Here is a 23722-nt window from a genome sequence, read left to right on the forward strand (position 1 = left end):
CTCGATCTCACCCAGCTCGATCCGGTAACCACGAACCTTCACCTGATGATCAACCCGGCCGACGAACTCGACCGCACCATCGGCCAACCAGCGAACCAGATCCCCCGTCTTATACAACCGCGACCCATCCGAGGCGAACGGATCCGGCACAAACCGATCCGCCGTCAAACCCGACTGACCCACATAACCCCGAGCAACACCAACACCACCAACGAACAACTCACCAACCACACCCACCGGCACCAGATTCATCCACGAATCAAGCACGAACATCCGCATACCCGGCAACGCCCGACCAATCGGCACCACCGGCAACGTCTGCTCCACCCGCACCGGGAAAACACACGTCCCCACCGACGCCTCCGTCGGCCCATACTCATTAATCAAATTCCCCGGACCCAGAAGACCCAACCACCGATTAGCCAACGCCGCAGGCAAACCCTCACCCGCAACCACCACCACCGGCGCCAAACCAGCCAACAACTCATCCGACAACTGCCGACCCAAAATCTCCAAATGACCCGGCGTCAACTTCAAAAAACTAAACGGAGCAGCCGCCGACAGCGACTCCCCCAACTCCGCCAAATCCAGATCCTGATCCACCATGAACACCCGCTGGCCCACCACCAACGGCGCCCACACATTCGGCACCTGCAAATCAAACGCCACCGACGAAAACACCGCCGACCCACCCGAACCACGACCCGCCAACTCCACCGACGCCCAACGAACATGATTCGCCAAACCCCGATGCGTAACCTGCACACCCTTCGGCCGACCCGTCGAACCCGACGTGAAAATCACATACGCCAAATCATCGGAATCCACCACACCCGGCAACACCACCGACTCCACCTGCGGCACAGAGTCGACGGTCAGCACCTCGACGCCATCGGGGCAGCGGTCCACGTGCCCCGACGACGTCACAAGCACCGACGCGCCCGCATCGGCCAACATGGCCTCAACACGACCCACCGGATACGACGGGTCCAGCGGCACGAACGCCGCACCCGCCTTCCACACCCCCAGCAGCGCCGCCACCAGATCGGCACCCCGATCCAGCAACACCCCCACCACCGACCCACGAGAAACACCCCGCGAGGCCAACCACGACCCCAACGCGACCGCCCGCGCATCCAACTCCGCGAAGGTCACACCGTTGACGGCCTCACCCGACGGCACCGCCGTGACCTGGCGCTCAACAGCCGCCAGCACCGACTCCGACACGGGCTCCACCGCGCCGTCACCATCGGCCAACACCACCGACACCTCGCCGGCCGGCAGACACACCACCCGCGCGTCCCCACCCGGGTCCGCCACCATCGCCTCCAGCACCGCCCGGTACATGGCGCCCAGGCGCAGGACGTTGGGGTAGCTGACGACGTGGGGGTCGCTGAGGATGCTGAGCGTGCCGTCCAGCGTGGAGACGTGCAGGTCGAACTCACTGGACGCCTCGTAGACGGCGTCGTCGAAGCCGACCCGCTCGGTGTCGACCTGCGCGAAGTCGAGGTAGTTGAAGAGGATCTCGATGGGCCGGGCGCCGTCGGTGAACCGCTGCACCGACGGCAGCGGGTAGTGCCGGTGCGGCCACAGCTCCACCTCGGCGGCGAAGGTCTGCCGGATCAGCTCCGTCCAGGTGGCTGCCGGACCACGGTGCACGATCGGCAACGTGTTCAGGTGCATGCCGTACACCTGGTCCGCGCCGGTCACCTCGGGCCGCCCGTGGCAGACCAGGCCGCTGGTGAAGACGGGCTCGACGGTGATCTGGCTCATCACCTTCAGGTGCGCGGCCAGCAGCACGCTCTTCAGTGCGGTGCCGGTGCTGCTTGCCAGGTACCGGAGCCCGTCGAGCAGGTCGTGCAGCGGCACCCGGGTGCCGCACTGGAACTGGGGGTCGGAGTCGGGGGCACCCCAGCCGGTGGGCAGGGCGAAGCGCGGGTAATCGACGACACCCCGCCAGTACGCCTCGTCCTCGGCGGACGTCAGCGCGGCCAGTTCCGCGGCGACGAAGTCGGCGTAGCGCACGGGCAGCGCGTCGACGGGCACCGGAGCACCGGTGTCCCGCAGCCGCCGGTAGTTGTCCAGGATTTCCATCAGCAGGGAGTGGTGGCTCCAGCCTTCGAGGATGCCGTGCGACATGGTCAGCACGAACCACCAGGCGTTGCCCTCGCCGATCGCACCGGCGACGCGTATCTGCGGGACCTCATCCGGAGCGAACGGGTTGGCCCGTTCGGCGGCCATGAAGGCGCTCATCCGGGCCTCGGTGTCCGGGCCGCGCAGGTCGAGTTCGGTCACCTCGATCGGCACCTCGGCGTGCACGAGTTGCAGCGGCACCGAGTAGCCGTTCAGGTCGAACGACGTACGCAGGATCTCGTGCCGGTCGACGACGGTCTGCACGGCGCGGCGCAGCGCGTCGAGGACCAGCGGCTGCTCGTCGTGGATCGGGAAGGCCGAGACGTTGTGGTACGTGTGCCGCTCGGTGTCGGTCATCGTCTTGACGAGCATCCCGAGTTGCACCTGGGCGATCGGGTAGGCGTCGCTGAGACCGGCGGGCAGTGCGGCCCGGTCGGCGTCGTCGAGCAGCGCGAACGGCGCGACCGGCTGGAACTCCGGAGCGACCTCGGCGGCGTCCCCCGCCGACAGGTGCACGGCGAGCGCGGCGACGGTGCGGTGCACGAAGACATCACGTACCGAGGCGGAGAAGCCGGCCGCGCGCAGCGCGCCGACGAGAGCGATGGCGCTGATCGAGTGGCCGCCGAGGTCGAAGAAGCTGTCCGCCACGCTGACCGTGTCCAGGGTCAACACCCGCGCCCAGATCTCCGCGAGCTGCCGCTCCAGGTCGGTACGCGGGGCCACGTGCACCCGCCCGCCACCGGTCACCGACGCCGCGAGAGCAGCCCGGTCGACCTTCCCGTTGGCGTTCAGCGGGATCGACTCCACCACCACGAGGTCCGCCGGGATCATGTACTCCGGCAGCCGGCTTGCGCACTCCCGCAGCACCCGCTCCGACAAGCCGACATCCGGACCGTCCGGCACATAGAACGCCACCAGCCGCGAGCCCTCGCCCTGGACCAGGGCCACCACATCGCGAACCCCGGCCACGGCGCTGATCACCGACTCGATCTCACCCAGCTCGATCCGGTAACCACGAACCTTCACCTGATGATCAACCCGGCCGACGAACTCGACCGCACCATCGGCCAACCAGCGAACCAGATCCCCCGTCTTATACAACCGCGACCCATCCGAGGCGAACGGATCCGGCACAAACCGATCCGCCGTCAAACCCGACTGACCCACATAACCCCGAGCAACACCAACACCACCAACGAACAACTCACCAACCACACCCACCGGCACCAGATTCATCCACGAATCAAGCACGAACATCCGCATACCCGGCAACGCCCGACCACTCGGCACCACCGGCAACGTCTGCTCCACCCGCACCGGGAAAACACACGTCCCCACCGACGCCTCCGTCGGCCCATACTCATTAATCAAATTCCCCGGACCCAGAAGACCCAACCACCGATTAGCCAACGCCGCAGGCAAACCCTCACCCGCAACCACCACCACCGGCGCCAAACCAGCCAACAACTCATCCGACAACTGCCGACCCAAAATCTCCAAATGACCCGGCGTCAACTTCAAAAAACTAAACGGAGCAGCCGCCGACAGCGACTCCCCCAACTCCGCCAAATCCAGATCCTGATCCACCATGAACACCCGCTGGCCCACCACCAACGGCGCCCACACATTCGGCACCTGCAAATCAAACGCCACCGACGAAAACACCGCCGACCCACCCGAACCACGACCCGCCAACTCCACCGACGCCCAACGAACATGATTCGCCAAACCCCGATGCGTAACCTGCACACCCTTCGGCCGACCCGTCGAACCCGACGTGAAAATCACATACGCCAAATCATCGGAATCCACCACACCCGGCAACACCACCGACTCCACCTGCGGCACAGAGTCGACGGTCAGCACCTCGACGCCATCGGGGCAGCGGTCCACGTGCCCCGACGACGTCACAAGCACCGACGCGCCCGCATCGGCCAACATGGCCTCAACACGACCCACCGGATACGACGGGTCCAGCGGCACGAACGCCGCACCCGCCTTCCACACCCCCAGCAGCGCCGCCACCAGATCGGCACCCCGATCCAGCAGCACCCCCACCACCGACCCACGAGAAACACCCCGCGAGGCCAACCACGACCCCAACGCCACCGCCCGCGCATCCAACCCGGTGAACGGCACACCGTTCACCGCCTCGCCCGACGGCACCCGGGAAACCTGCTCCTCGAACCACCGCAGGACCGACCCCGACACCGGCTCCACCACACCACCGCCGTCGGCCACCACCACCGACAGCTCACCCGCCGGCAAGCACACGACCCGGGCGTCCCCACCCGGATCCGCCACCATCGCCTCCAACACCACTCGATACATGGCGCCCAGGCGGCGCAGGGCGTCGTGGCCGACGTGCCGTTGGCTGGCCTGCAAGGTGAGGAAGCCGAGCCGGCTGAACACGCCCAGCGGGAACTCGGTGGGGCTGTCGTCGATGGACTCGGCGTAGTCGATGTCGTCGGCGTCGATCTGGTGGAAGTCGTGGAAGCTGAACCGCACGTCGAGCATGCGGGCGTCCTCGCCGACCTCCCGCTGCAGGGTGGACAGCGGATAGCGCCGGTGCGGCCACAGCTCCACCTCGGCGGCGAAGGTCCGCTGGATCAGCTCCTCCCAGGTGGCGGCCGGCCCGTCGTAGCCGACCGGCACGGTGTTGAGGTGCATGCCGTACACCCGGTCGGCGCCTGCCGCCTCGGGCCGGATGTTGCAGACCAGACCGGTGTAGAACCGCTCCGCGCCGGTGAGCTGGCTCATCACCTTCAGGTGCGCGGCCAGCATGGTCGACTTGAACGGCACGCCGAGGCGCCGGGCCAGGTCGCGCAGCGAGGATTCGAGGTCCTGCACCGGCACCCAGTGCTCGTGCTTGGCACCCTCCGGCGCCTCGGGGTCACCCCAGCCGGTGGGCAGGTCGTGACGGGCCCGACCGGCCAGGACACCACGCCAGTACGCCCGGTCGGCGTCGCCGGTGACCGACCGCCGTTCGGCCGCGACGGCGTCGGCGAACCGCACCGACGGGATGGGCTGCGGCGACAGCGGCTCTCCGGCACGGATCTGCTGGTACGCGCGGACCAACTCCATGATCAGCGAGTGGTAGCTCCATCCGTCCAGGATCGGGTGGCACTCGGTGATGGTGAGCCACCAACTGCCGTCCGGGCAGGTACGGGCGTGCAGCCGCAGCAGCGACGGGCGATCGAGGTCGAACAGTTGGGCCCGCTCGACAGCGATGTGCTCACGCAGTTCCCGGTCCAGCTCGGCCCGCTCGGTGGTGACCGTGTGATCATGCGTGACGGTCAGCTCGGCGGTGGCGTGCACCAGCTGCATCGGCACCGAATAGCTGGTCAGGTCGAACGAGGTACGCAGCACCTCGTGGCGGCGCACCAGCAGTGCCGCGGCGGCGCGCAGCGCGTCCAGGGAGAACTCCCCTTCGCCGCGAACCCGGTAGCTGGTCACGTTGTGGTACGGGTTCTGCTCGGTGTCGGACAGCAGCTCGACCAGCATGCCGAGCTGTCCCTGGGTGCACGGGTAGGCGTCCACCAGGCCGGCGGGCAGCGCGGCGCGGTCCTCCTCGCCGACCAGCTCGAACGGGGCGACCGCCGGCTCCGGCTCGGCGGCCGGCCGCGCGGTGAGCAGTTCGGCCAGCTCGGCGACGGTACGCCGCTCGAAGATGTCCCGGACCTCGACGTCGAAGTGCGCCTCACGCAACGCGCCGGCCAGTGCCACCGCACGGATGGAGTCGCCGCCGAGGTCGAAGAAGCCGTCCTGCACACCGACCCGGTCCAGCCCGAGTGTGGCGGTCCAGATATCGGCGAGCTGCTGCTCCACGGTCGTGCGCGGGGCCACGTAGGGGCGGTCGACGGCGGCCACCGAACGGCCCGGGGCGGGCAGCGCGGCCTGGTCGAGCTTGCCGTTGACGGTCAGCGGGATCCGGGGCAGCGGCATGAACGCCGCCGGGACCATGTAGTCCGGGAGCGTCCGGCCCAGCGCCGCGCGCAGCTGCGACGGGCGCAGCAGCGTCGAGGTGTCGTCGGCCACCAGGTAGGCGGTCAGCCGCTGGTCGCCCGGGTTGTCCTCGCGCAGCACCACCACCGCGTGCCGGACACCGGGCAGGACGGTCAGGGCCGCCTCGATCTCGCCCAGCTCCACCCGGTAGCCGCGGATCTTGACCTGGTGGTCGATGCGTCCGACGAACTCCAGCCGTCCGTCGGCGTGCCGGCGGGCGAGGTCGCCGCTGCGGTAGAGCCGCGAACCCGCCGGCCCCCACGGGTCCGGCACGAAACGCTGCGCGGTGAGTTCGGCGCGACCGAGGTAGCCGCGGGCGACGCCCGGGCCACCCACGTGGATCTCACCCGGTACGCCGATCGGCACCGGTCGGCCATCGGCGTCGAGCAGGTGGACGGTGAGGTCCGACAGCGGTACGCCGATCAGGCTGGCCGTACCGCCCACCTCGTCGGCGGTGACCCGGTGGTACGTGGTGTGCACGGTGGTCTCGGTGATCCCGTACATGTTGATCAGGTGCGGTGCGTCCACGCCACGGCTGGCCACCCACGGTGCCAGCTCGGCGAAGTCCAGTTTCTCGCCGCCGAAGGTCACCACCCGCAGGGCAAGCCGGTCCACCCGGGGGTCGCCCTCGGCCGCGAGCCGGACCAGCGCGCGGAACGCCGTGGGCGTCTGGCAGAGCACCGTGACCCGGTGCGCGATCAGCTCGTCGAGCAGCTCCTGCGGGGATCGGGCCAGCGCCCGGGGCACCACGAGCAGCCGACCGCCGTGCAGGAGGCAGCCCCAGATCTCCCAGACGGAGAAGTCGAAGGCGTACGAGTGCAGTAGCGTCCACACGTCGTCCGGGCCGAACCGGTAGTCGGCGGCGGTGACGGTCAGCAGCCGCAGCACCTGCCGGTGGGCCACCGCGACACCCTTGGGGCGGCCGGTGGAGCCCGAGGTGTAGATGACGTAGCAGAGGTTGCCCACGTCCATCGGCACGGCCGGGTCGGCGGCCGACTGGGTGGCCAGCTCGGCGACGAGGTCCGGGTCGTCCAGCAGCACAACTGTCCCACCGAAGTCGGCGAACCGGTCGCGGTGGGCGGTCGTGGTCAGGACGATCTCCACCCCGGCGTCGTTGATCATGAAGTCGAGGCGCTCGTCCGGCGAGGCCGGGTCGAGGGGCAGGTACGCCGCGCCGGACTTGAGCACGCCGAGCAGGGCCGGCACCAGTTCGGGGCCGTGGTCGAGATGCACACCGACCAGCCGCTCCGGGCCGGCACCGTGGCCGCGCAGCCAGTGGGCGAGCCGGTTGGCGTCGGCGTTCAGTTCGGCGTAGCTACGGGTGGTGTCGCCCGCCGTCATCGCCGCCGCGTCGGGGTGGGTGGCCGCCATCGCCTCGAAGACGCCGTGCACGGTGCCGGTGACCGGGTCCGCGGTGACCGGCCCCCGGGTCACCACTGCCAGCTCGGCGGCACCGAGGATGGCCAGGTCGGACAGTCGGGCCATCGGGTCGGCCGCCACCTGCTCCAGGAGCCGCACCAGGTGGTCGGCGGCGCGCTCGACGGTGGCAGCGTCGAACAGGGCGGTGGCGTACTCGATCCGGCCGCGCAGCCCGCCGTCGGCGCCCTCCATCATGTGCAGCGTCAGGTCCACCTTGGACGTCCGCAGGGGCAGCTCGACCGGCTCCACGCGCAGGTCGCCGGGCCAGTTGGTGGAGGGCGGCTCGCTCTGGAGGGTGAACGCGACCTGGTAGAGCGGGGTACGGGACAGATCCCGTTCCGGCTCCAGCTCGTCGGCCAGCAGCGCGAACGGGGCGTCGGTGTGGTCGAACGCGCCCAACACGGTGTCCCGGGTCTGCGCCAGCAGGGCGGCGAACGAGGGGTCGCCGCTCCACCGTGCCCGCAGCACCAGGTTGTCGATGCCGTACCCGACGAGGTTGTGCAGCTCCGCGCGGCTGCGCGCGGACGACACCGTGCCCACGGCGAGGTCGGTCCGGCCGGTGTAGCGCGACAGCAGCGCCTGGAAGGCGCTGAGCAGGGTGACGAAGACGGTGGTGCCGGCGTCGCGGGCGACGCCGCGCAGCGCGGCGGAGAGATCGGCGCTCAGGGTGAACGGCACCGACGAGCCGCGCCAGTCGCGGTTCTTCGGACGGGTCCGGTCGGCCGGCAGCTCCACCGGCGTCAGCCCGGCGAGCTGGTCGCGCCAGTAGTCGAGCGACCGGGCCACCGACTCGGCGCGCGGCCGGCCGCGCTGCCAGGCGGCGAAGTCGGCGAACTGCACGGCGGGCGCCGGCAACCAGGGCTCGACGCCGGCCCGCAGGGCGGCGTACAGCTCGGCCAGCTCACCGGTGAGCACCGCGACGGAGGGCGCGTCGCAGGCGATGTGGTGCAGCACCAGGGCGAGGACGTGCTCGTCGGTGTCGAGCCGGACCAGCACGGCCCGCACCGGCCAGTCCCGGGCCAGGTCGAACCCGGTCAGCGCGGCGTCGGCGAGCACCGCGTCGAGCGCCGCCTCCCGCTCGGTGCCCGGCCGGTCGGTCAGGTCCACCACCGGCAGGTCGCGGCGCGCCGGTGGGTCAATCACCTGGACCGGAGCGGTGCCGGCGAGGGCGTAGCGGGTGCGGAGGATCTCGTGCCGGGCGACCAGGGCGTCGATGGCGCGGCCCAGCGCGTCGGCGTCCAGTGGGCCGTGCAGCCGCAGCGCGGAGGAGACCAGGAACTCGGCGCTGGTGGGGTCCATCCGGTTGAGGAACCACATCTGCTGTTGGCCGTACGACAGCGGCAGCTCCCCCGACCGGTCGACGGTCGGGATCCGGCCCCGGCGGCCGGTACGACGGCCGGCCAGGCGACGCTGGACGAGTTCTTCACGCAGGTTCGGCTCGTTGGCGATGCTGGTCATGCCGGGGACTCCTCGGATCGCGAAAGGTCGTGGGTGAGGTCTGCGGCGTCCAGCGCGTCGACCTCCGCGCGGATCAGGTCTTCGATGGCGATCGCCTGGGCGCGCACCGTCGGGTGCTCGAACACCAACCGGATCGGCAGGTCGAGGTCGAACTCCTCCTGCAACCCGGCGATCAGCCGGGCGGCGAGCACCGAGTGACCACCCAGGAGGAAGAAGTCGGTGGTCGCGCCGATCCGGCCGTCGAGCAGCTCCGCCCAGTTCTCGGCGACGCGCTTCTCGACCACGGTCTGCGGTGCGACGAACTCGGTGGGGTCGGCGGTGCCGTCGGCGAGCGCCGCGTCGAGCCGGCCGCGCAGGGCGTCCCGGTCGACCTTGCCGTTGGCGTTGAGCGGGATCCGGTCCACCGGTACGAACAGGCTGGGCACCATGAAGTCGGGCAGCTGCCGGGCGCAGTACGCGGCCAGGTCGGTGGCCTCGCCGAGGTAGAAGGCGACCAGGCGGTCCTGGTGGGCGAGGACCACGCAGTCGCGTACCTGGGGATGTTGGGCGACGACGGCGCTGATCTCGCCGGGTTCGATTCGGTAGCCGCGGACCTTGACCTGGTCGTCCACCCGACCGACGAAGGCCATCGTGCCGTCGGGCCGCCAGTGCCCCCGGTCGCCGCTGCGGTAGAGGCGGGCGCCCGGTGGGCCGAAGGGGTCGGGCACGAAGCGCTCGGCGGTCAGCCCGGGCCGCCCGAGGTAGCCGGTGGCCAGGCACGCGCCACCGATGTACAGCTCGCCGACGGCGCCCACCGGCAGCAGCCGCATCGCGTCGTCCAGGATCCGCACCACGGTGTTCGCCATCGGCCGGCCGATCGGCACGATCTCGCTGGTCTGTGGTGCGACCACCGGGTACGCCGACATGATCACGGTGGTCTCGGTCGGACCATAGGAGTTGATCAAGCCGCCGGGACCGAGCAGGTCGAGCCACTGGTTCGCCACCGACCGGCGCAGCACCCCACCAGCCACCCAGAGCTGACCGGCCAGCCGCTGCGCCTGCGCGGCGTCGACCTGTGCGGCCAGCAGCTCCAGGTGCGGGGGCGTCATGATGAAGCGGTCGTACGGGCCGGCGGCCAGCAGCAGCGCGCCGAGCTGGGTGAGGTCGAACTCCTGCGGCAGCAGGGCCACCGGCTGCCCGGCCACCAGCGGCCCCCAGAGGTTGGAGATCGACAGGTCGAAGGCGATGGTGGAGAAGAGCGGGGCCCCGCCACCGGCCGGGCGGCCTCCCCGGTCGCCGAGCGCCTCGGTCTCCGTGGCGCAGGCCAGGAAGTTCGTCACCGCCGCGTGGGAGAGCAGCACCCCCTTGGGGCGGCCGGTCGATCCGGAGGTGAACAGCACGTACGCCGTCTGCGCCGGGTCGAGGTCGCGAGTCGGCGCGGTAGGCGGCTCGGCACTGACCATCAGCCGGTGGGTGTCCACCTGGAGGGTGGGCACACCGAACCGGTCGGCGTACCGCGAGTCGGTGATGGCGAGGCCGACGCCAGCGGTGTCGAGCAGGTAGCCGATCCGGTCGGTCGGGTACGAGGGGTCCAGCGGAAGGCAGGCGGCACCCGCCTTCCAGCAGCCGAGAATCGCGGCGACCAGGTCGGGGCCCCGCCCCAGCAGTACGGCGATGGTCGTGCCCGGCGCGACGTCGGACCGACGCAGGTGGTTGGCGAAGCGGTTGGCCCGGTCGTCCAACTCGGCGTAGCTGGTGCGCGCGTCGCCGTGGCGCAACGCCACGGCGTGCGGTGTCGCCGCGCGGCGTGCCTCGAACAGGTCGACCACGGTGGTGGCCGGCCGGGGCACCGTCGGCCCGTTCCACTCGTGCAGCAGCCGGTGCCGCTCCTCGGCCGAGAACAGGTCGAGCTGGTCCAGGCGGGCGTCCGGCTCGTCGGCGGCGGCGCGGAGCAGCCGGACGAAGTGGTCGGCCAGTCGTCGCACGGTGGCGTCGTCGAACAGCGCGGTGGCGTACTCCACGGCTCCGGCGAGCGAGCCGTCCGGCTGCGGCCACAGGTGCACGGTCAGGTCGGTCTTAGCCACTGTGGACGCCCGCCGCAGCGCGTCGATCGTGAGCGGGTCGTCGGCCACCCGGCCGGTGATCCCGCCCTCCTGGTAGTTCAGCGCCACCTGGTAGAGGGGGGTGCGGGAGAGGTCCCGCTCACCGACCAGGTCGTACACCACCCGGTCGAAGGGCAGGTCCTGGTGGGCCAGGGCGGCGGCGGTCCGGTCGCGGACCTCCCGGACCGCCTCGGTGAAGCCGGACGCCGGGTCCAGCGTGCAGCGCAGCACCACCGGATTGAGGAAGATCCCGGCGATCTGGTCCAGCTCGGCGGGCCGGTGCCCCGAGGTGGGCGTGCCGATCGGCACGTCCCACTGCCCGGTGTAGCGAGCGAGAACCGTGGCGAAGCCGGTGAGCAGTGCGATGAACGGGCTGGCCGCGCAGCGCCGACCCAGCTCGGTCAGGGCGCCGGCGACCTCCGCCTCGACGGTGAAGCCGAGCATCCGGCCCTGCGCGTCCCGCCGGGCCGGGCGCGGACGGTCCAGCGGCAGCTCCAGCTGGGGCATCCCGGCCAGCGTCTCCCGCCAGTACGCCAACTCCCGCTCGACGACCTCGTCGGTGAGGTGCCGCTGCTGCCAGACCGCGTAGTCGGCGTACTGCACCCGCAGCTCCGCCAGGTCGGCCGGCCGTCCCAGCGCGGCGGCGTCGCACAGCTCCCGCAGGTCCCGTTCGAGGACGTCGGCGGTGCCGGCGTCGGACGCGATGTGGTGCACGGCCAGCACCAGCAGGTGATCGCGGCCGGTGGCGATGGCCAGCCCGGCCCGCCACAGCGGCCCGGTGTGCAGGTCGAAACCCTGGCCGAGTTGTGCGGTGATCAGTTCGGCCAGCCCGCCGTCGCTGACGTCGCGCACCTCCAGGTCGACCTCTCCCGGCGACACGACCTGCTGCCGGGCCACCCCGTCGACGACCAGGTAGCGGGTGCGCAATGGCTCATGCCGTACCTCGAGCGCGTGCAGGGCCGCCCGGACGTGGTCGGGGTGGATGGCGGCGGGCAGCCGTACGTGCACGGGGACGACCCACTCCTTGCTGCCCGGGTCGAGCTGGTCGAGCATCCAGAGGCGGTGCTGGGCTGCGGAGAGCGGCAGGGGTCGGTCGCGTCCCACCGGCAGCACCGGCGGAGCCGCCAGGGTGGCCGCCTCCACCAGCCGGGCCTGCGCCGCCACGGTGGTGTGGGTGAGCAGGTCGCGCAGCGCCACCGCGCCGCCCGCCCCGCTGAGCCGGCTCTCCAGCAGCAGCGTCACCAGTGATGAGCCGCCGAGCTGGTAGAAGTCGTCGTCGACGCCGACCTGGTCGACGTCGAGCAGGTCCCGCCAGATGGCCGCGACCGTCTGTTCGGCGGCGGTCCGCGGTGGCCGCAGCGCCGGCCGGTCGAGAGGGTCAATCGCCGGCAGGGCGGACCGGTCGATCTTGCCGCTGGCGGTGAGCGGGAACTCCGCCACCGGCTGGAACACGGCCGGCACCAGCGCCTCGGGCAGCCGGCCGACGCAGAACGCGCGCAGGGCCGCCGGGTCGAGTGACCGCCGACCGGCGACGTACGCGGCGAGCTGCCGGCGACCGGCCGGGTCGGTGTGCCCCACCACCACCGCCGACTGGACGTCCGGGTGCGCGGCGAGCACCGCCTCCACCTCGGCCGGTTCGATCCGCACCCCGTTGACCTTGAGTTGGTGATCGGTCCGACCGACGAACTCCAGGCTCCGGTCGGCGCGCCACCGGACCTGGTCGCCGGTGCGGTAGAGGCGCTCGCCGGGCGGCCCGTACTCGTCGGGCACGAACCGTTCGGCGGTCAGGTCCGGCCGGTGCAGATAGCCCCGGCCCAGGTTGGCCCCACCGATATAGAGCTCGCCGACCACACCCACCGGCACCGGCCGACGGTCGGCGTCGAGCACCTGGACGCGGACGCCGGGCAGCGGGCGTCCGATCGGCACCGGCCCGGCCGGCTGGGCCGGGTCCACCGGGTGGGCGGTCACGTCGATGGCGCACTCGGTGGGGCCGTAGGTGTTCCACACCCGCACGTCGGGCGTGACCGTCAGCCGTCGGCACAGGTCGGCGTGCAACGGCTCGCCCGCCGAGAAGATGAGCCGCAGGCTGGTGCAGTCGGCCCAACCGGGCTGGTCGACCAGCCGACCGAACACCGACGGCACTCCCTGTAGGACGGTGATCCGGTGCCGGACGACCGCCGCGACGAGTGCGGCGGGATCCCGGTGTGCCCCTTCCGGCGCGAGCACCACGGTGCCGCCACTGGCAAGCGGGGCGAAGAACTCCCAGCCCGCCGCGTCGAAACTGACCGAGGTCTTCTGCAACACCCGGTCGCCCGGGCCCAGGCCGTGCTCCCGGATCGTCCAGGTCACCCGGTTGCCGATGCCGCGATGGGTGATCAGCACTCCCTTGGGTTCGCCGGTGGACCCGGAGGTGTAGATGGCGTACGCCAGCGAGTCCGGGTCGGGTGACGGCACCGCCGGGGTGTCCGGGCAGGCCGCGATCCGCGCCCGGTCGGTGTCCAGGCAGACCACGCGACCGGGCGTCGCCTCGTCGCGCAGCGCGTCACGGGTGAGCAGCACCGCCGCCCCGCTGCCGGCGAGGAGACGCCGCCGCCGCTCGGCGGGGTGGGTCGGGTCCAGCGGCAGGTACGCGGCACCGGCGCGCCACACTCCCAGCAACGCGACCACGAGGTCGACGCCGCGGTCCAGGTTGACCGCGACAAGCGATTCCGGGCCGACGCCCAGCTCGGCCAGGTACCGACCGAGTTGGTTGGCCCGCCGGTCCAGTCCGGCGTAGTCCAACCGCTCGGACTCGCCGCTCACCGCGATGGCGGTGGGGGTCAGCGCGGCCTGCCGGGCGATCAGCTCGGACAGGGTGCCCGCCCCCTGGGTGGCGGCTGCGGCTGCGGGCGCCGCTGGCGGAACGATGCTCATGGTGCTCCTCCGGGGGACCGGGCGCGGGCGTGGGATCGGATCAGTTGGTCAGGCCGTGGCCTGGGACTCCATGCGCTGGCGCAGGCTCAGCGGCCGCATGTCGGTCCAGATCTCGTCGATCCGGGCCAGGCATTCGTCGCGACTGCCCTCGGTACCCTCGGCACGCCAACCGGCGGGCAGGTCCCGGTCGGTCCACCAGACCGAGTACTGCTCCTCGTCGTTGAGCACCACGCGGTAGCTGCGGTTGTCGGTCATTGCCACTCCTTCAGGGATCAGGTGGACGCCACGGTGGCGTCCCCCACGGGTAGGAAGTCCTCGACGCGCACGCCCAGGTGCCGCCGGTCGGCGGTGGCGCGGACGTGCTCGGCGAGCACGAGGTCCAGCACGCCCAGGCCGAACGGGGACACCACCACCGGCACGTCGTCGACGGGCAGTCGCACCTCGCCGCCGGCCAGCGAGCCGATGGTGGCGTGAATGAAGTCCCGACCGCCGGTGAGCTGCTCGGCCAACTGCAACGAGGTGCCCTCACGGCAGGCGTGATCGGCGTCGTCGACCACGTTGCGCGCGGTCAGCAGCCCTTCGGGGCGCAGATCGCGCAGGGACAGGTGCAGCACCACCGCGCCGGGCCGGCAGGCGGCCAGGTCGAGGTGGGGCTCGGTGGCGGTGGTGGCGATCGAGACCAGCCGGTGCGCGGCCAACGCCTCTTCGGCGGTCCCGGCGAGTGTGGTCGGCGTACCCGGCAGCAGGGTCCGGGCGGCCTCGGCGAAGGCCTCGGCCCGGTTCGGGTCGGTGTCGAACAGCGTCAGCGCCGGTGGCGGGGCGACGGTGCCCGCCACGAACCGGAGCACCTGCTGGTTGATCAGCCCGCAGCCGATCAGGGCCAGGCCGTCCGGGCGGCGGCGCGCGGTGAGCAGGCCGGCCGCGAGCGCCGCGCTCGCCGCGGTACGCCGGGCCGAGATGACCGAGCCCTCGACCAGGGCCACCGGGTGGCCGGTACGCATCGAGTTCAGCAGGACCGCCGCGCTGGCCCGCTCCAGCCCGACGGCCAGGTTGCCGGGGAAGGAGGAGATCCACTTGATCCCGCTCACCGGCGGGTCGGCGCCGAGGTAGGCGGGCAGGCCGATGATGCGGTCGCGGGGCCGCTGCGGGAAGCGCAGGAAGACCGAGTGCGGCAGGCTCGTATGGCCCTGCTCGTGCAGCAGGTACGCGTGCCGGACCAGATCCACCACCCGGGCGTCGTCGCCGTCGAGGATGTCCCGCACAACAGCCCGACCGATGATCAGCACGTGGCGTCCTTCCACAGGTGGGTGATCTCACCGAAGTGCCGGGACACCCACTGATCCGAATAGATCGTGTCGAGGTAGCGGTCACCGTTGTCGGGCAGGATCAGCACGGCGGTGGCACCCGCCGGGATGTCCGCCATCCGCTGGCGCAGCGCGGCCACGGTGGCGCCGGAGGACCCGCCGGCGAGGATGGCCTCCCGGTGCAGCAGCAACCGGCAACCGACCACGCAGTCCAGGTCGGAGACGTGCATGATCTCGTCCGGTGCGGCGTCGGCGGCCAGGGGCGGCACCACCGAGGCGCCGTGCCCGGGGATCAACCGGGTCGCCGGCTCGCCGCCGAAGATGGCGCTGCCCACCGCGTCCACCGCCACCACCCGCGTGGACAGCCCGTGGTCGCGCAGGTAGCCGACGCAGCCGACAAGCGTCCCGCAGGTGCCGGTGGAACAGAACAGGTAGTCGATCCGCCCGTCGAGCGCGGTCACGATCTCCGCCATCGTCTGCCGCTGCGCGGCGGCGTTGAGCGGGTTGGCGTACTGGTCCGGGCGGTAGGCGTGCGGGACCTGCTCGCACAACTCGCGGACGCGGCGTTGCCGGGCCGGCAGGTACTCGCCGGTCACCGGGTCAGGGTGCTCGACCATCTCGATCTCCGCGTGGTACGCGGTCAGGATCGCGAGGTTCTGCCGGGTGGTCTTCGGGTCGACCACGCAGATGAACCGGATCGCGTAGTACGCGCAGACCTGGGCCAGCCCGATGGCCAGGTTGCCCGAGCTGGACTCGACGACCACCGATCGGCCGGGCACCAGCTCCCCGGAGTCGACCTTGGCGCGCAGCATGCTCAGCGCGGTGCGGTCCTTGATGCTGCCGCCGGGATTGAAGCGTTCGAGCTTCACGAATAGCCGGGAGGGGAACTCCGGAAACAACCGGACCAGCTGTACCAGCGGTGTGTTCCCGACCGTCGAGAGGATGCCCTCGCGCACCGTTCCTCCCTCCACGAGTGATCTACCAACGCCACGACGTTGTCAACCGGCGCTATACCGGCCCTATACCGGTGCTCGGGCGGTCAGCGCCGGGCCTGGACCCGGCCGGCGACGGGGGTCGCGCCGGCCGGATCCGGCCCGTACGGCGGGCACACCGTCCCGGTGGCACCAGAGGCGCCACGGGGGCCACGCCGCACCGGTCTATGAGGTGCCGAGCGCCAGCAGAGCGCGCAGCTCCGCCTGGTCGACCATCGGCGCCAGGGACACCACCGCCTCCGGCGTCGTGCAGGCCACCCGCAGCATCTGGAGGAAGTGCCCGGCCAGCCGCCGCACTGTCGCCTCGTCGAACAGGTCGGTGTCGTAGCCGAACTCCGCCTGGAGCCGGCCGTCCTGATACTGGGTGAGGGTCACCGACAGGTCGAACTGCCCCTCGTCGTACGGGATGTCCAGCAGCCGGATCTGGTGCCCGGCGAACGCGTGCCGCTGGCTGGTGTAGTTGTCGCCGTGCTGGTGAGCCAGCAGGGTGACGGTCACCCGCACCGGCGGATCCTGGTTACGCCGGCCCGATCTGAGCAGCGGGAACGGGTAGGCGGCGTGGGCCACGGCGTCGGTCAGCTGTCGGCCGGCCGCGGTGATCGCCGTGGCGAACGTGGTGCCCGCGTCGAACGACCCCCGCAACGCGATCGTGTTGATCAACATGCCGACCACACCGCGCAGCGCCCGTCCCCGCCGAAGCGACGCCGGACAACCGACGGTGAACTCCCCCAGACCGGTGTAGCGGTACATCGTCGCCTGGAACGCGGCGAGAACGACGGCGTACGGCGTCACCCCGGCCGCCGCCGCGGTCTCCCGCAGCCGGGCGGCGAGGTCGTCCGGGAGTTCCTGGCTGAACGCGCCGCCGCGAAACGAACGCACCGGCGGACGGGGCCGGTCGGTCGGCAGGGTGGCCGCCGTGGCACCGTCGCAGACCCGATCCCAGTACGCGCGCAGCCGCTCGCCGCGCTCGCCGGCCAGCGCCGCCCGCTCCCGGGACAGAAAGTCGTCGTAGCTGCCGGAGACCTGCGGCAACTCCACCGGCCGCCCCGCCTGCAACGCCCCGTACGCGGCGTCCAACTCCTGCCAGACGATCCGCTGCGAGTGGAAGTCGGTGGCGATGTGGTGAATGACGACCACCAGCACGCAGTCGGTACGCCGCCGCAGCAGCGCCATCCGCATCGGACCGTCCCGCTCGAGCCGGAGCGGCCGGTCGCCGAACTCCTGGCAGCGGCGCAACAGCCCATCGTCGTCCAGGTCGGGAACATCGTGGACCTCGACCTCGCACCCGAGGTCGGGATCGACGACCCGCACCGGCCCCTGATCGGTCTGCACGAACCGGGACCGGAGCAGGTCGTGGCGCGATCGCACTGCCGCCACCGCCCGGCGTACCAGGTCGGGGTCGAGCGCAGGTTCGACGTGCAGCCCGTGCACCACGTTGCTGGCCGGGCTGTCCGGGGCCAGCCGGTGGACCAGCCACAGCGCCCGCTGCCCGACCGACAACTCCCGGACGTCCTCGGTCACACCGCAGACCGGGCGGAGAGGACGAAGTCGGTGAGGTCCTGGACCTTGGCGAAGCTGCCGACCTTCTCGTCCGGCACCTCGATGTCGAAGTGGTTCTCCACGGCGGCGAGCAGGTCGACGAGCTTGAGGCTGTCCAGCCCGAGGTCGACGAAGGTGTCGCCGGCGTTGATCTCCCGGTCGGCGTCGTCGGTCATCAGCTTGCGGGTGAGCGCAACAACGTCGAGGGACACCTGGTTAACGGTCGTCGTCATGGTGCTTGTCCTTTCGTGGGAATGGGTTTGATCGGAGTGGTCAGGGCATCCGGATGATCTGGCCGGCGTAGGCGAGTCCCGCCCCGAAACCCAGGAGCATCACGCGATCGCCGGGGGTGGTCCGACCGCTCTCGTACAGCCGGCTGAGCGCCAGCGGCACCGACGCGGCCGAGGTGTTGCCGGTGTCGACGATGTCCTTGGCGACCTTCTCGTCCGGGATTTGGAGGATCTCGGCCAACTGGTCGACGATGCGCAGGTTCGCCTGGTGCGGCACGAACCAGTCGATGTCCGACAGCTCGATGCCGGCGTTGGCGCACACCTTGCGGGCCACCCTCGGCACGTTCTTGGTGGACCAGCGGTAGACCAGGGGGCCGTCCATCTTGGCGAACTCGCGGCCGTTGGCGTCCCACTTGGTGCCGAGGATGTCGGACCGCGAGCCGTCGCTGCCCCACACGGTCGGGCTGATCCCGTCGACCTCCGCGGGGGAGACCACAGCGGCGCCCGCGCCGTCACCGAAGATGACGTACGTCGCCGGGTCCTCCGGGTCGATGAAGCGGCTCAGTTGTTCCGCCCCGACGACCAGCACGTTGCGGGCGCCGCCCATGCGGATCTCGTTGGCCGCGATTCCGATCGAGTAGGCGAAGCCGGCGCAGGCGGCGTTCAGGTCGAACGCCCCGGTGGCGGTGATGCCGATCCGGCTGGCCACCTCGGGCGCCCCGCCCGGAATGCGGTCCTTCTTCGTCGCCGAGGCGAGGATGACCAGGTCCACCTCGGACGGGTCGACGTTGGCCATGGCCAGCGCCTTGCCGCCGGCCTCGGCGGCCATCATCACCACGGATTCCTCCGGCCCGGACCGGTAGCGCGATCGGATGCCGGTCCGCTCCTCGATCCACTCCGGAGTCACGCCGGCTTCCTCGGAGATCTCCTCGTTGGTGATCAGTCTGCTCGGCCGGTACGCCCCGAGCCCGGTGATTGCCGCACCTGTCATCTGTGCCATCGCCTCCTCCGCGCCACGCCTGGTCGGCGTCCTGGTGGCACCGTCCGGAGGCAGTGTTCGGCGGGGCTCTCATAACTTCTCTACATCGCACCCGGTATGGAGAAGAGATAGTCCGGCCACGGACCGTACGGCGGAAGTGTGTCGCCGCAGGCGGGCATGCCGATTTCCGAGGGAGCGCGCATGAAGGAATTCCGAGGCAAGGTCGCGGTCGTCACCGGTGCCGGTTCGGGCATCGGGCGGGCGTTGGCGGTCGAGCTGGCCGCGCAGGGCGCCCGCCTGGCCCTCTCCGACGCGGCGGAGGAGGGCCTGGCACGGACCGCCGCGATCTGCGCCGAACGGGGAGCCGAGGTCCGCACCTACCGACTCGACGTCACCGACAGGTCGGCCGTGCAGGCCCACGCCAAGGAGGTACGCGCCGACTTCGGCGGAGCCGACCTGGTGATCAACAACGCCGGGGTGACCCTGCTGGCCTCGATCACCGAGGCCAGGTGGGAAGACATGCGGTGGGTGCTGGACGTCGACTTCTGGGGCGTGGTGCACGGCACCCAGGCGTTCCTGCCGCTGCTCGTCGCCTCCCGGGGCCACCTGGTGAACATCTCCAGCATGTACGGGTTGACCGCGGCGCCGGCGCAGAGCGCGTACAACGCGGCCAAGTTCGCCGTACGGGGTTTCACCGAGGCGGTGTTGCAGGAGATGCGGGTCGGCGACGTGCCGGTGCGGGTCAGCTGCGTCTACCCAGGCACGGTACGCACCGAGATCTTCAGCAACGCCCGGGCCTCGAAGGGGCTCGGCTATGGCGGGGTCCGGGAGCGCTACGCCCGGGAGGCGACGACCTCGGCCGATCAGGCCGCCCGGATCATCCTGCACGGGGTCCGGCGCAACCGAGTGAAGATCATCGTCGGGGCGGACGCCCGCCGGGTCGACCTGCTCACCAGGTTGCTCGGCACGACCTATCTGCGGATCACCGCGCACCGCGCCCGGACGCAGGCGAGCCAGGTCCGCCTGGAGGCCATGCGGGCCCGGCTCGCGGCACAGCGGGTCAGAACGTCAGACCACCGTCAACCGTGACGACCTGCCCGGTCAGGTAGGAGGCCCGCTCCGACAGCAGGAACGTCACCACCGGGGCGACCTCCTCCGCCTGGCCGAGCCGGCCGAGAGCGGTCCGCTGCTGGACGCCCACGGCCAGCCCGGCAGGCAGGTCGTTCAGCATGTCCGTCTCGATGAAGCCCGGCGCCACGGTGTTGACCCGGATCCCGTACGGGCCGACCTCCTTCGCCAGCGCCTTGGTGAAGCCGATGATGCCGGCCTTCGAGGCCGAGTAGTTCGTCTGGCCCGGGCTGCCGGTCATGCCGGCCACCGAGGAGACCGTGACGATGGCGCCACCACGACGCCGCATCATCCGGCGGATCGCCGCCCGGCACACGTTGTAGACACCCCCGAGGTTGACGTCGATCACCGACTGCCAGTCCTCGTCGGCCATCATCGCCACCGGCCGGTCGCGGATGATCCCGGCGACGGTCACCAGGGCCGCGATCTCGCCCAGGTCCCGCTCCACCCCGGTGACGAAGTCGCGCACCTGCGCGGAATCGGCGACGTCCACCTGCCGGGCCAGCACCTGGGCACCGGTCTCCAGCACCTCCGCGGAGACCTTGTCGGCGGCCTCCCGGTTGCTCTGATAGCAGAAGGCCACGTCGTACCCGTCTGCGGCGAGCTGCCGGACCACGGCCCGGCCGATCCCTCGGGATCCGCCACTGACCAGGGCGACGGGTCGTCGGGTTTCACTCATGTCGACTCCTTGACGTCGGAGACCCCGGCCAGGACGGCGGGGCGAAGCGCGGCCGCCGGGCGCACCGCGCCGACCAGACGACCGACCTGCATGACCACCTCGGCGCCGACCACGCTCTCGCCCCGGACGAAGCCCGTGTCGGCGATCAGTCGGATCAGCTCGACCCGGTGCTCGACCGTCTCACCCGGCAGGACCGGCCGGCCGAAACGGATTCCCTCGAAGGCGCCCGCGATCGGCACCCCGTCGGTCAGCACGTCGGGCATCGGTCGGTCGTGCCTGATCAGGACCAGCGCGGCCTGGCCCCACGACTCCAACAGCAGCACGGCAGGCAGCGGCCGGGGCCCGGTCACCGTGTAACTGCCCACCAGCCGGCGCCGGGGTACCAGTTCGCTGACCCGGTCGACCAGGAGCATCGGTGGGCGGTGCGGGATGAGCCGTCGAATGTCGTCGCGGTCGAGCATCAACCGTTCCCTTCCTGATAGCGCAACACCACCTCGGCGGCCGGCGCACCGGACACGGCGACCGCGCCCCGGCGTAGCCCGCCGTCACACCGGATGGTGATGACCAGCTCGTCGTCGAGATCGATCGTTCGGAGGAACCGGCAGGACACCAGCTCGGCGAGAATCGCCGACGGCGTCGCCGCGAGGACGGCGCGGTGCACGTACTCGACGATGTAGACGCCGGGCAACAGGGGGAAGCCGGGATAGTGCCCGACGAAGACCGGGTCGTCCCGGTCGGGCCGGACCCGGGCGACGATCTCGTCCCCGCTGGCGTGGTCGAGATCGATCCGCGCGCTGGTCGCGCACTCGGGCGGGATCAGGATGGTCACTGGCTGACCGTGCCGGCACCGGCTATATCTTCTCCATACGCTGGCCGCCGGGCGCACGGCGGAGATGCCGGCGCGGTCAGGCGGACATCGCCGACCGGGCGGTCACCACGCGGTGGTCCACCGGGTCGGCCTTCTCCCGCGCGAAGACCCGCACCAGGTCGTGGAAGCGGTGTCGCTGCCGCCGCCCGCCGTCCGAGCCCGCGATCTCCAGCAGTCGGGCATCGACCAGGCCCTCGGCGACCTCCTCCCCCACCCGGGGCGTCACGCCGAGCACCCGGGCGGCGGCCCCGATCGGGAAGTCAGCCGTGTCCAGCAGGGCCAGCCGGCGCAGCGCGACCTGGCTCTCGACCTCCAGCTCCTGGTAGCTGCCCTCGATCCGGGCCCGCACGTCCAGCGTCCCCAGCCGCAGTTCGTTGAGACGGAACCGTTCGTCGGCCAGCCGCTGCGCAAGGTAGCGCAATGACCAGTGCGGCCGGGCGATGAGCCGCGCCGCAGCCACCCGGATGCCGATCGAGAGCCGCCCGCACAACTGCACGATCCGGTGTGCGGCACCGGGCTCGGCGGCCACCCTCCGCGAGCCGACGATCGTGGCGAACAGCTCCAGCGCCTGCTCCGGATCGAGGATGCCCACCTCGACGCGTGTGACACCGGGCAACTCGGAGAGGCGGCCCCGACAGGTCAGGATCACCCGACAGGACGGATCACCGGGCAGCAGCGGGCGGACCTGCGGATAGTTGGCCGAGTTGTCGAGCACCACCAGCACCCGGCGGCCGGCCAACTGGCTGCGGTAGAGGTACTCGCGTTCGTCGAGGCGCCTCGGAATGGCCTCCTCGGCATTGCCGAGGCTCCGGAGGAACCAGCCCAGCACGTCGCCCGGGTCGATGGCGTTGCCCCGGGTGCCGCCGAGGTCGGCGTAGAGCTGCCCGTCCGGGAACTCGCTGCGGCACAGGTGCGCGGCCCGCAGCGCCAGCGCCGTCTTGCCGACGCCGGCCATCCCGGTCAGCAGCGTCCGCTGCGGAGCGGACGGCGACGTCTCGGTGAGCAGCCCGGCCAGCTCCCGCAGTTCCAGCTCCCGGCCGCAGAAGTCCTGCGCTCCGGGCGGCAGCATCGCCGGTCGGACGTCGCGCCAGCCCGGTCCGGCCCGCGGTGCGACCGCGACGTCGGGCATCCCCGGGCCAGCCAGCACCCTCTGGTACGCCTCGGCCAGGGCGGAACCCGGATCGGCCCCCAACTCGTCGGCGAGCACCCGCCGGCCCTCGTGGTAGACGGCCAGCGCGTCGGCTTGGCGGTCACAGCGCAGCAGCGCCGTGATCAGGTGGCTGCGCAGTTGCTCGTGCAGCGGCTGCGCGGCGACCAGGTCGCTCAGCTCCACCACCAGCTCGGCCTGCCGGCCCAGCATCAGGTCGGCCGTGATCCGATCCTCCAGGACCGCCATCCGCACCTCGGTCATCCGGGGCGACTCCGCCTCGACGAGGTAGTCGGTGACGTTGGCGAGCGTCGCGCCGCTCCACAGCGCCAGCGCCTCGTGCAGTTCCCGCGCGGCCTCCTCGTACCGACCGGAGCGCAGCGCGGCCCGACCCAACCCGGCCAGCCGCTCGAACTCGTCGATGTCGAGCTGGCTGTCACCCGTCCGCAGCATGTACCCGGACCACTGCCGGACGATCTCCACCTCGTCGCCGAGATATTTACGCAGGCGGGAGACGTAGTTGTAGAGCTGGGCGGCGAACGTCGCGGGCGGGTTCTCGTCCCACAGCAGCTGGCAGAGCCGGGTGTCGGAGACGATTCGCCCTCGGGCGAGCAGCAGGACGGCCAGGACGGTTCGCTGCTTGGCGCCGTCCAACTGGACCTCACCGCCGTTGCGCCAGGCGCTCACCGGTCCCAGTACGCGAAACTCCACAGTCGCTCCGATCGGGTCAGCCCATCGAACAGTCGGAGAGTCGACCACCGGCACGCGCCGACGCATCTGTGCCGGGCACCCAAGTTCCGTCGCCCCCGCACCCGCGTCATGTCGCCACACCACCGACACCCGGCAC

13 protein-coding genes (1 of these 13 only partly in view) are annotated in these 23722 nt (G+C 71.2%); 1 reads left to right on the top strand and 12 read right to left on the bottom strand.

All coding sequences use genetic code 11. The features are described from left to right. The 8 genes from ABZ780_RS12210 to ABZ780_RS12245 all read right to left on the bottom strand — a co-directional run. Window positions 1-9015 carry the beginning of a non-ribosomal peptide synthase/polyketide synthase gene (locus tag ABZ780_RS12210; RefSeq protein WP_357485834.1) on the bottom strand. The gene continues 14238 nt to the left of window position 1, outside the view, so 9015 of the gene's 23253 nt are visible here — the first part of the coding sequence; the start codon lies at window positions 9013-9015; its stop codon lies off the left edge, out of view. Further along, complete coding sequence (locus ABZ780_RS12215; protein ID WP_357485836.1) at window positions 9012-14009, bottom strand: amino acid adenylation domain-containing protein; 4998 nt, start codon at window positions 14007-14009, stop codon at window positions 9012-9014. The genes ABZ780_RS12210 and ABZ780_RS12215 overlap by 4 nt, the downstream gene beginning before the upstream one ends. 48 nt (window positions 14010-14057) lie before the next feature. Further along, window positions 14058-14264, bottom strand: coding sequence for an MbtH family NRPS accessory protein (locus tag ABZ780_RS12220; RefSeq protein WP_124855650.1), 207 nt, complete (start codon window positions 14262-14264; stop codon window positions 14058-14060). 17 nt (window positions 14265-14281) lie between these two features. Further along, window positions 14282-15295 carry a 2,3-diaminopropionate biosynthesis protein SbnB gene (gene sbnB, locus ABZ780_RS12225; RefSeq protein WP_357485838.1) on the bottom strand — a complete coding sequence of 338 codons (1014 nt, stop codon included), beginning with the start codon at window positions 15293-15295 and terminating at the stop codon, window positions 14282-14284. Continuing rightward, window positions 15289-16257, bottom strand: coding sequence for a 2,3-diaminopropionate biosynthesis protein SbnA (gene sbnA, locus ABZ780_RS12230; protein ID WP_357012801.1), 969 nt, complete (start codon window positions 16255-16257; stop codon window positions 15289-15291). Before sbnA ends, sbnB begins: the two co-directional genes overlap by 7 nt. A 213-nt stretch (window positions 16258-16470) precedes the next feature. After that, window positions 16471-17826: a condensation domain-containing protein gene (locus ABZ780_RS12235; RefSeq protein WP_357485840.1), complete on the bottom strand. Its 1356-nt coding sequence runs from the start codon at window positions 17824-17826 to the stop codon at window positions 16471-16473. Next, on the bottom strand, window positions 17823-18077 hold the full coding sequence (locus ABZ780_RS12240) for an acyl carrier protein (protein ID WP_357485841.1): 255 nt from the start codon (window positions 18075-18077) through the stop codon (window positions 17823-17825). Before ABZ780_RS12240 ends, ABZ780_RS12235 begins: the two co-directional genes overlap by 4 nt. A gap of 40 nt (window positions 18078-18117) precedes the next feature. Then, complete coding sequence (locus tag ABZ780_RS12245) at window positions 18118-19074, bottom strand: beta-ketoacyl-ACP synthase III (RefSeq protein WP_357485843.1); 957 nt, start codon at window positions 19072-19074, stop codon at window positions 18118-18120. Between the two features lie 180 nt (window positions 19075-19254). Here ABZ780_RS12245 and ABZ780_RS12250 point away from each other — a divergent pair, with 180 nt between their 5' ends. Beyond that, entirely contained in the window at window positions 19255-20142 is an 888-nt protein-coding gene (locus ABZ780_RS12250) for an SDR family NAD(P)-dependent oxidoreductase (protein ID WP_357485845.1), read from the top strand. On the opposite strand, the gene fabG is transcribed toward ABZ780_RS12250, so the two are convergent. The 4 genes from fabG to ABZ780_RS12270 all read right to left on the bottom strand — a co-directional run bounded on the left by fabG (window position 20114) and on the right by ABZ780_RS12270 (window position 23586). Next, window positions 20114-20860, bottom strand: coding sequence for a 3-oxoacyl-ACP reductase FabG (gene fabG, locus ABZ780_RS12255; protein ID WP_357012729.1), 747 nt, complete (start codon window positions 20858-20860; stop codon window positions 20114-20116). The two genes, ABZ780_RS12250 and fabG, sit on opposite strands and share 29 nt — an antisense overlap. Next, complete coding sequence (locus ABZ780_RS12260; RefSeq protein WP_357012731.1) at window positions 20857-21321, bottom strand: beta-hydroxyacyl-ACP dehydratase; 465 nt, start codon at window positions 21319-21321, stop codon at window positions 20857-20859. The genes fabG and ABZ780_RS12260 overlap by 4 nt, the downstream gene beginning before the upstream one ends. After that, window positions 21321-21689, bottom strand: coding sequence for a hypothetical protein (locus ABZ780_RS12265; RefSeq protein WP_357485847.1), 369 nt, complete (start codon window positions 21687-21689; stop codon window positions 21321-21323). Before ABZ780_RS12265 ends, ABZ780_RS12260 begins: the two co-directional genes overlap by 1 nt. A 76-nt stretch (window positions 21690-21765) precedes the next feature. Further along, window positions 21766-23586 carry a BTAD domain-containing putative transcriptional regulator gene (locus tag ABZ780_RS12270; protein ID WP_357485848.1) on the bottom strand — a complete coding sequence of 607 codons (1821 nt, stop codon included), beginning with the start codon at window positions 23584-23586 and terminating at the stop codon, window positions 21766-21768. Window positions 23587-23722 lie beyond the last annotated feature (136 nt).

This window comes from Micromonospora sp. NPDC047467 (assembly GCF_040643095.1).
Taxonomy (GTDB): domain Bacteria; phylum Actinomycetota; class Actinomycetes; order Mycobacteriales; family Micromonosporaceae; genus Micromonospora.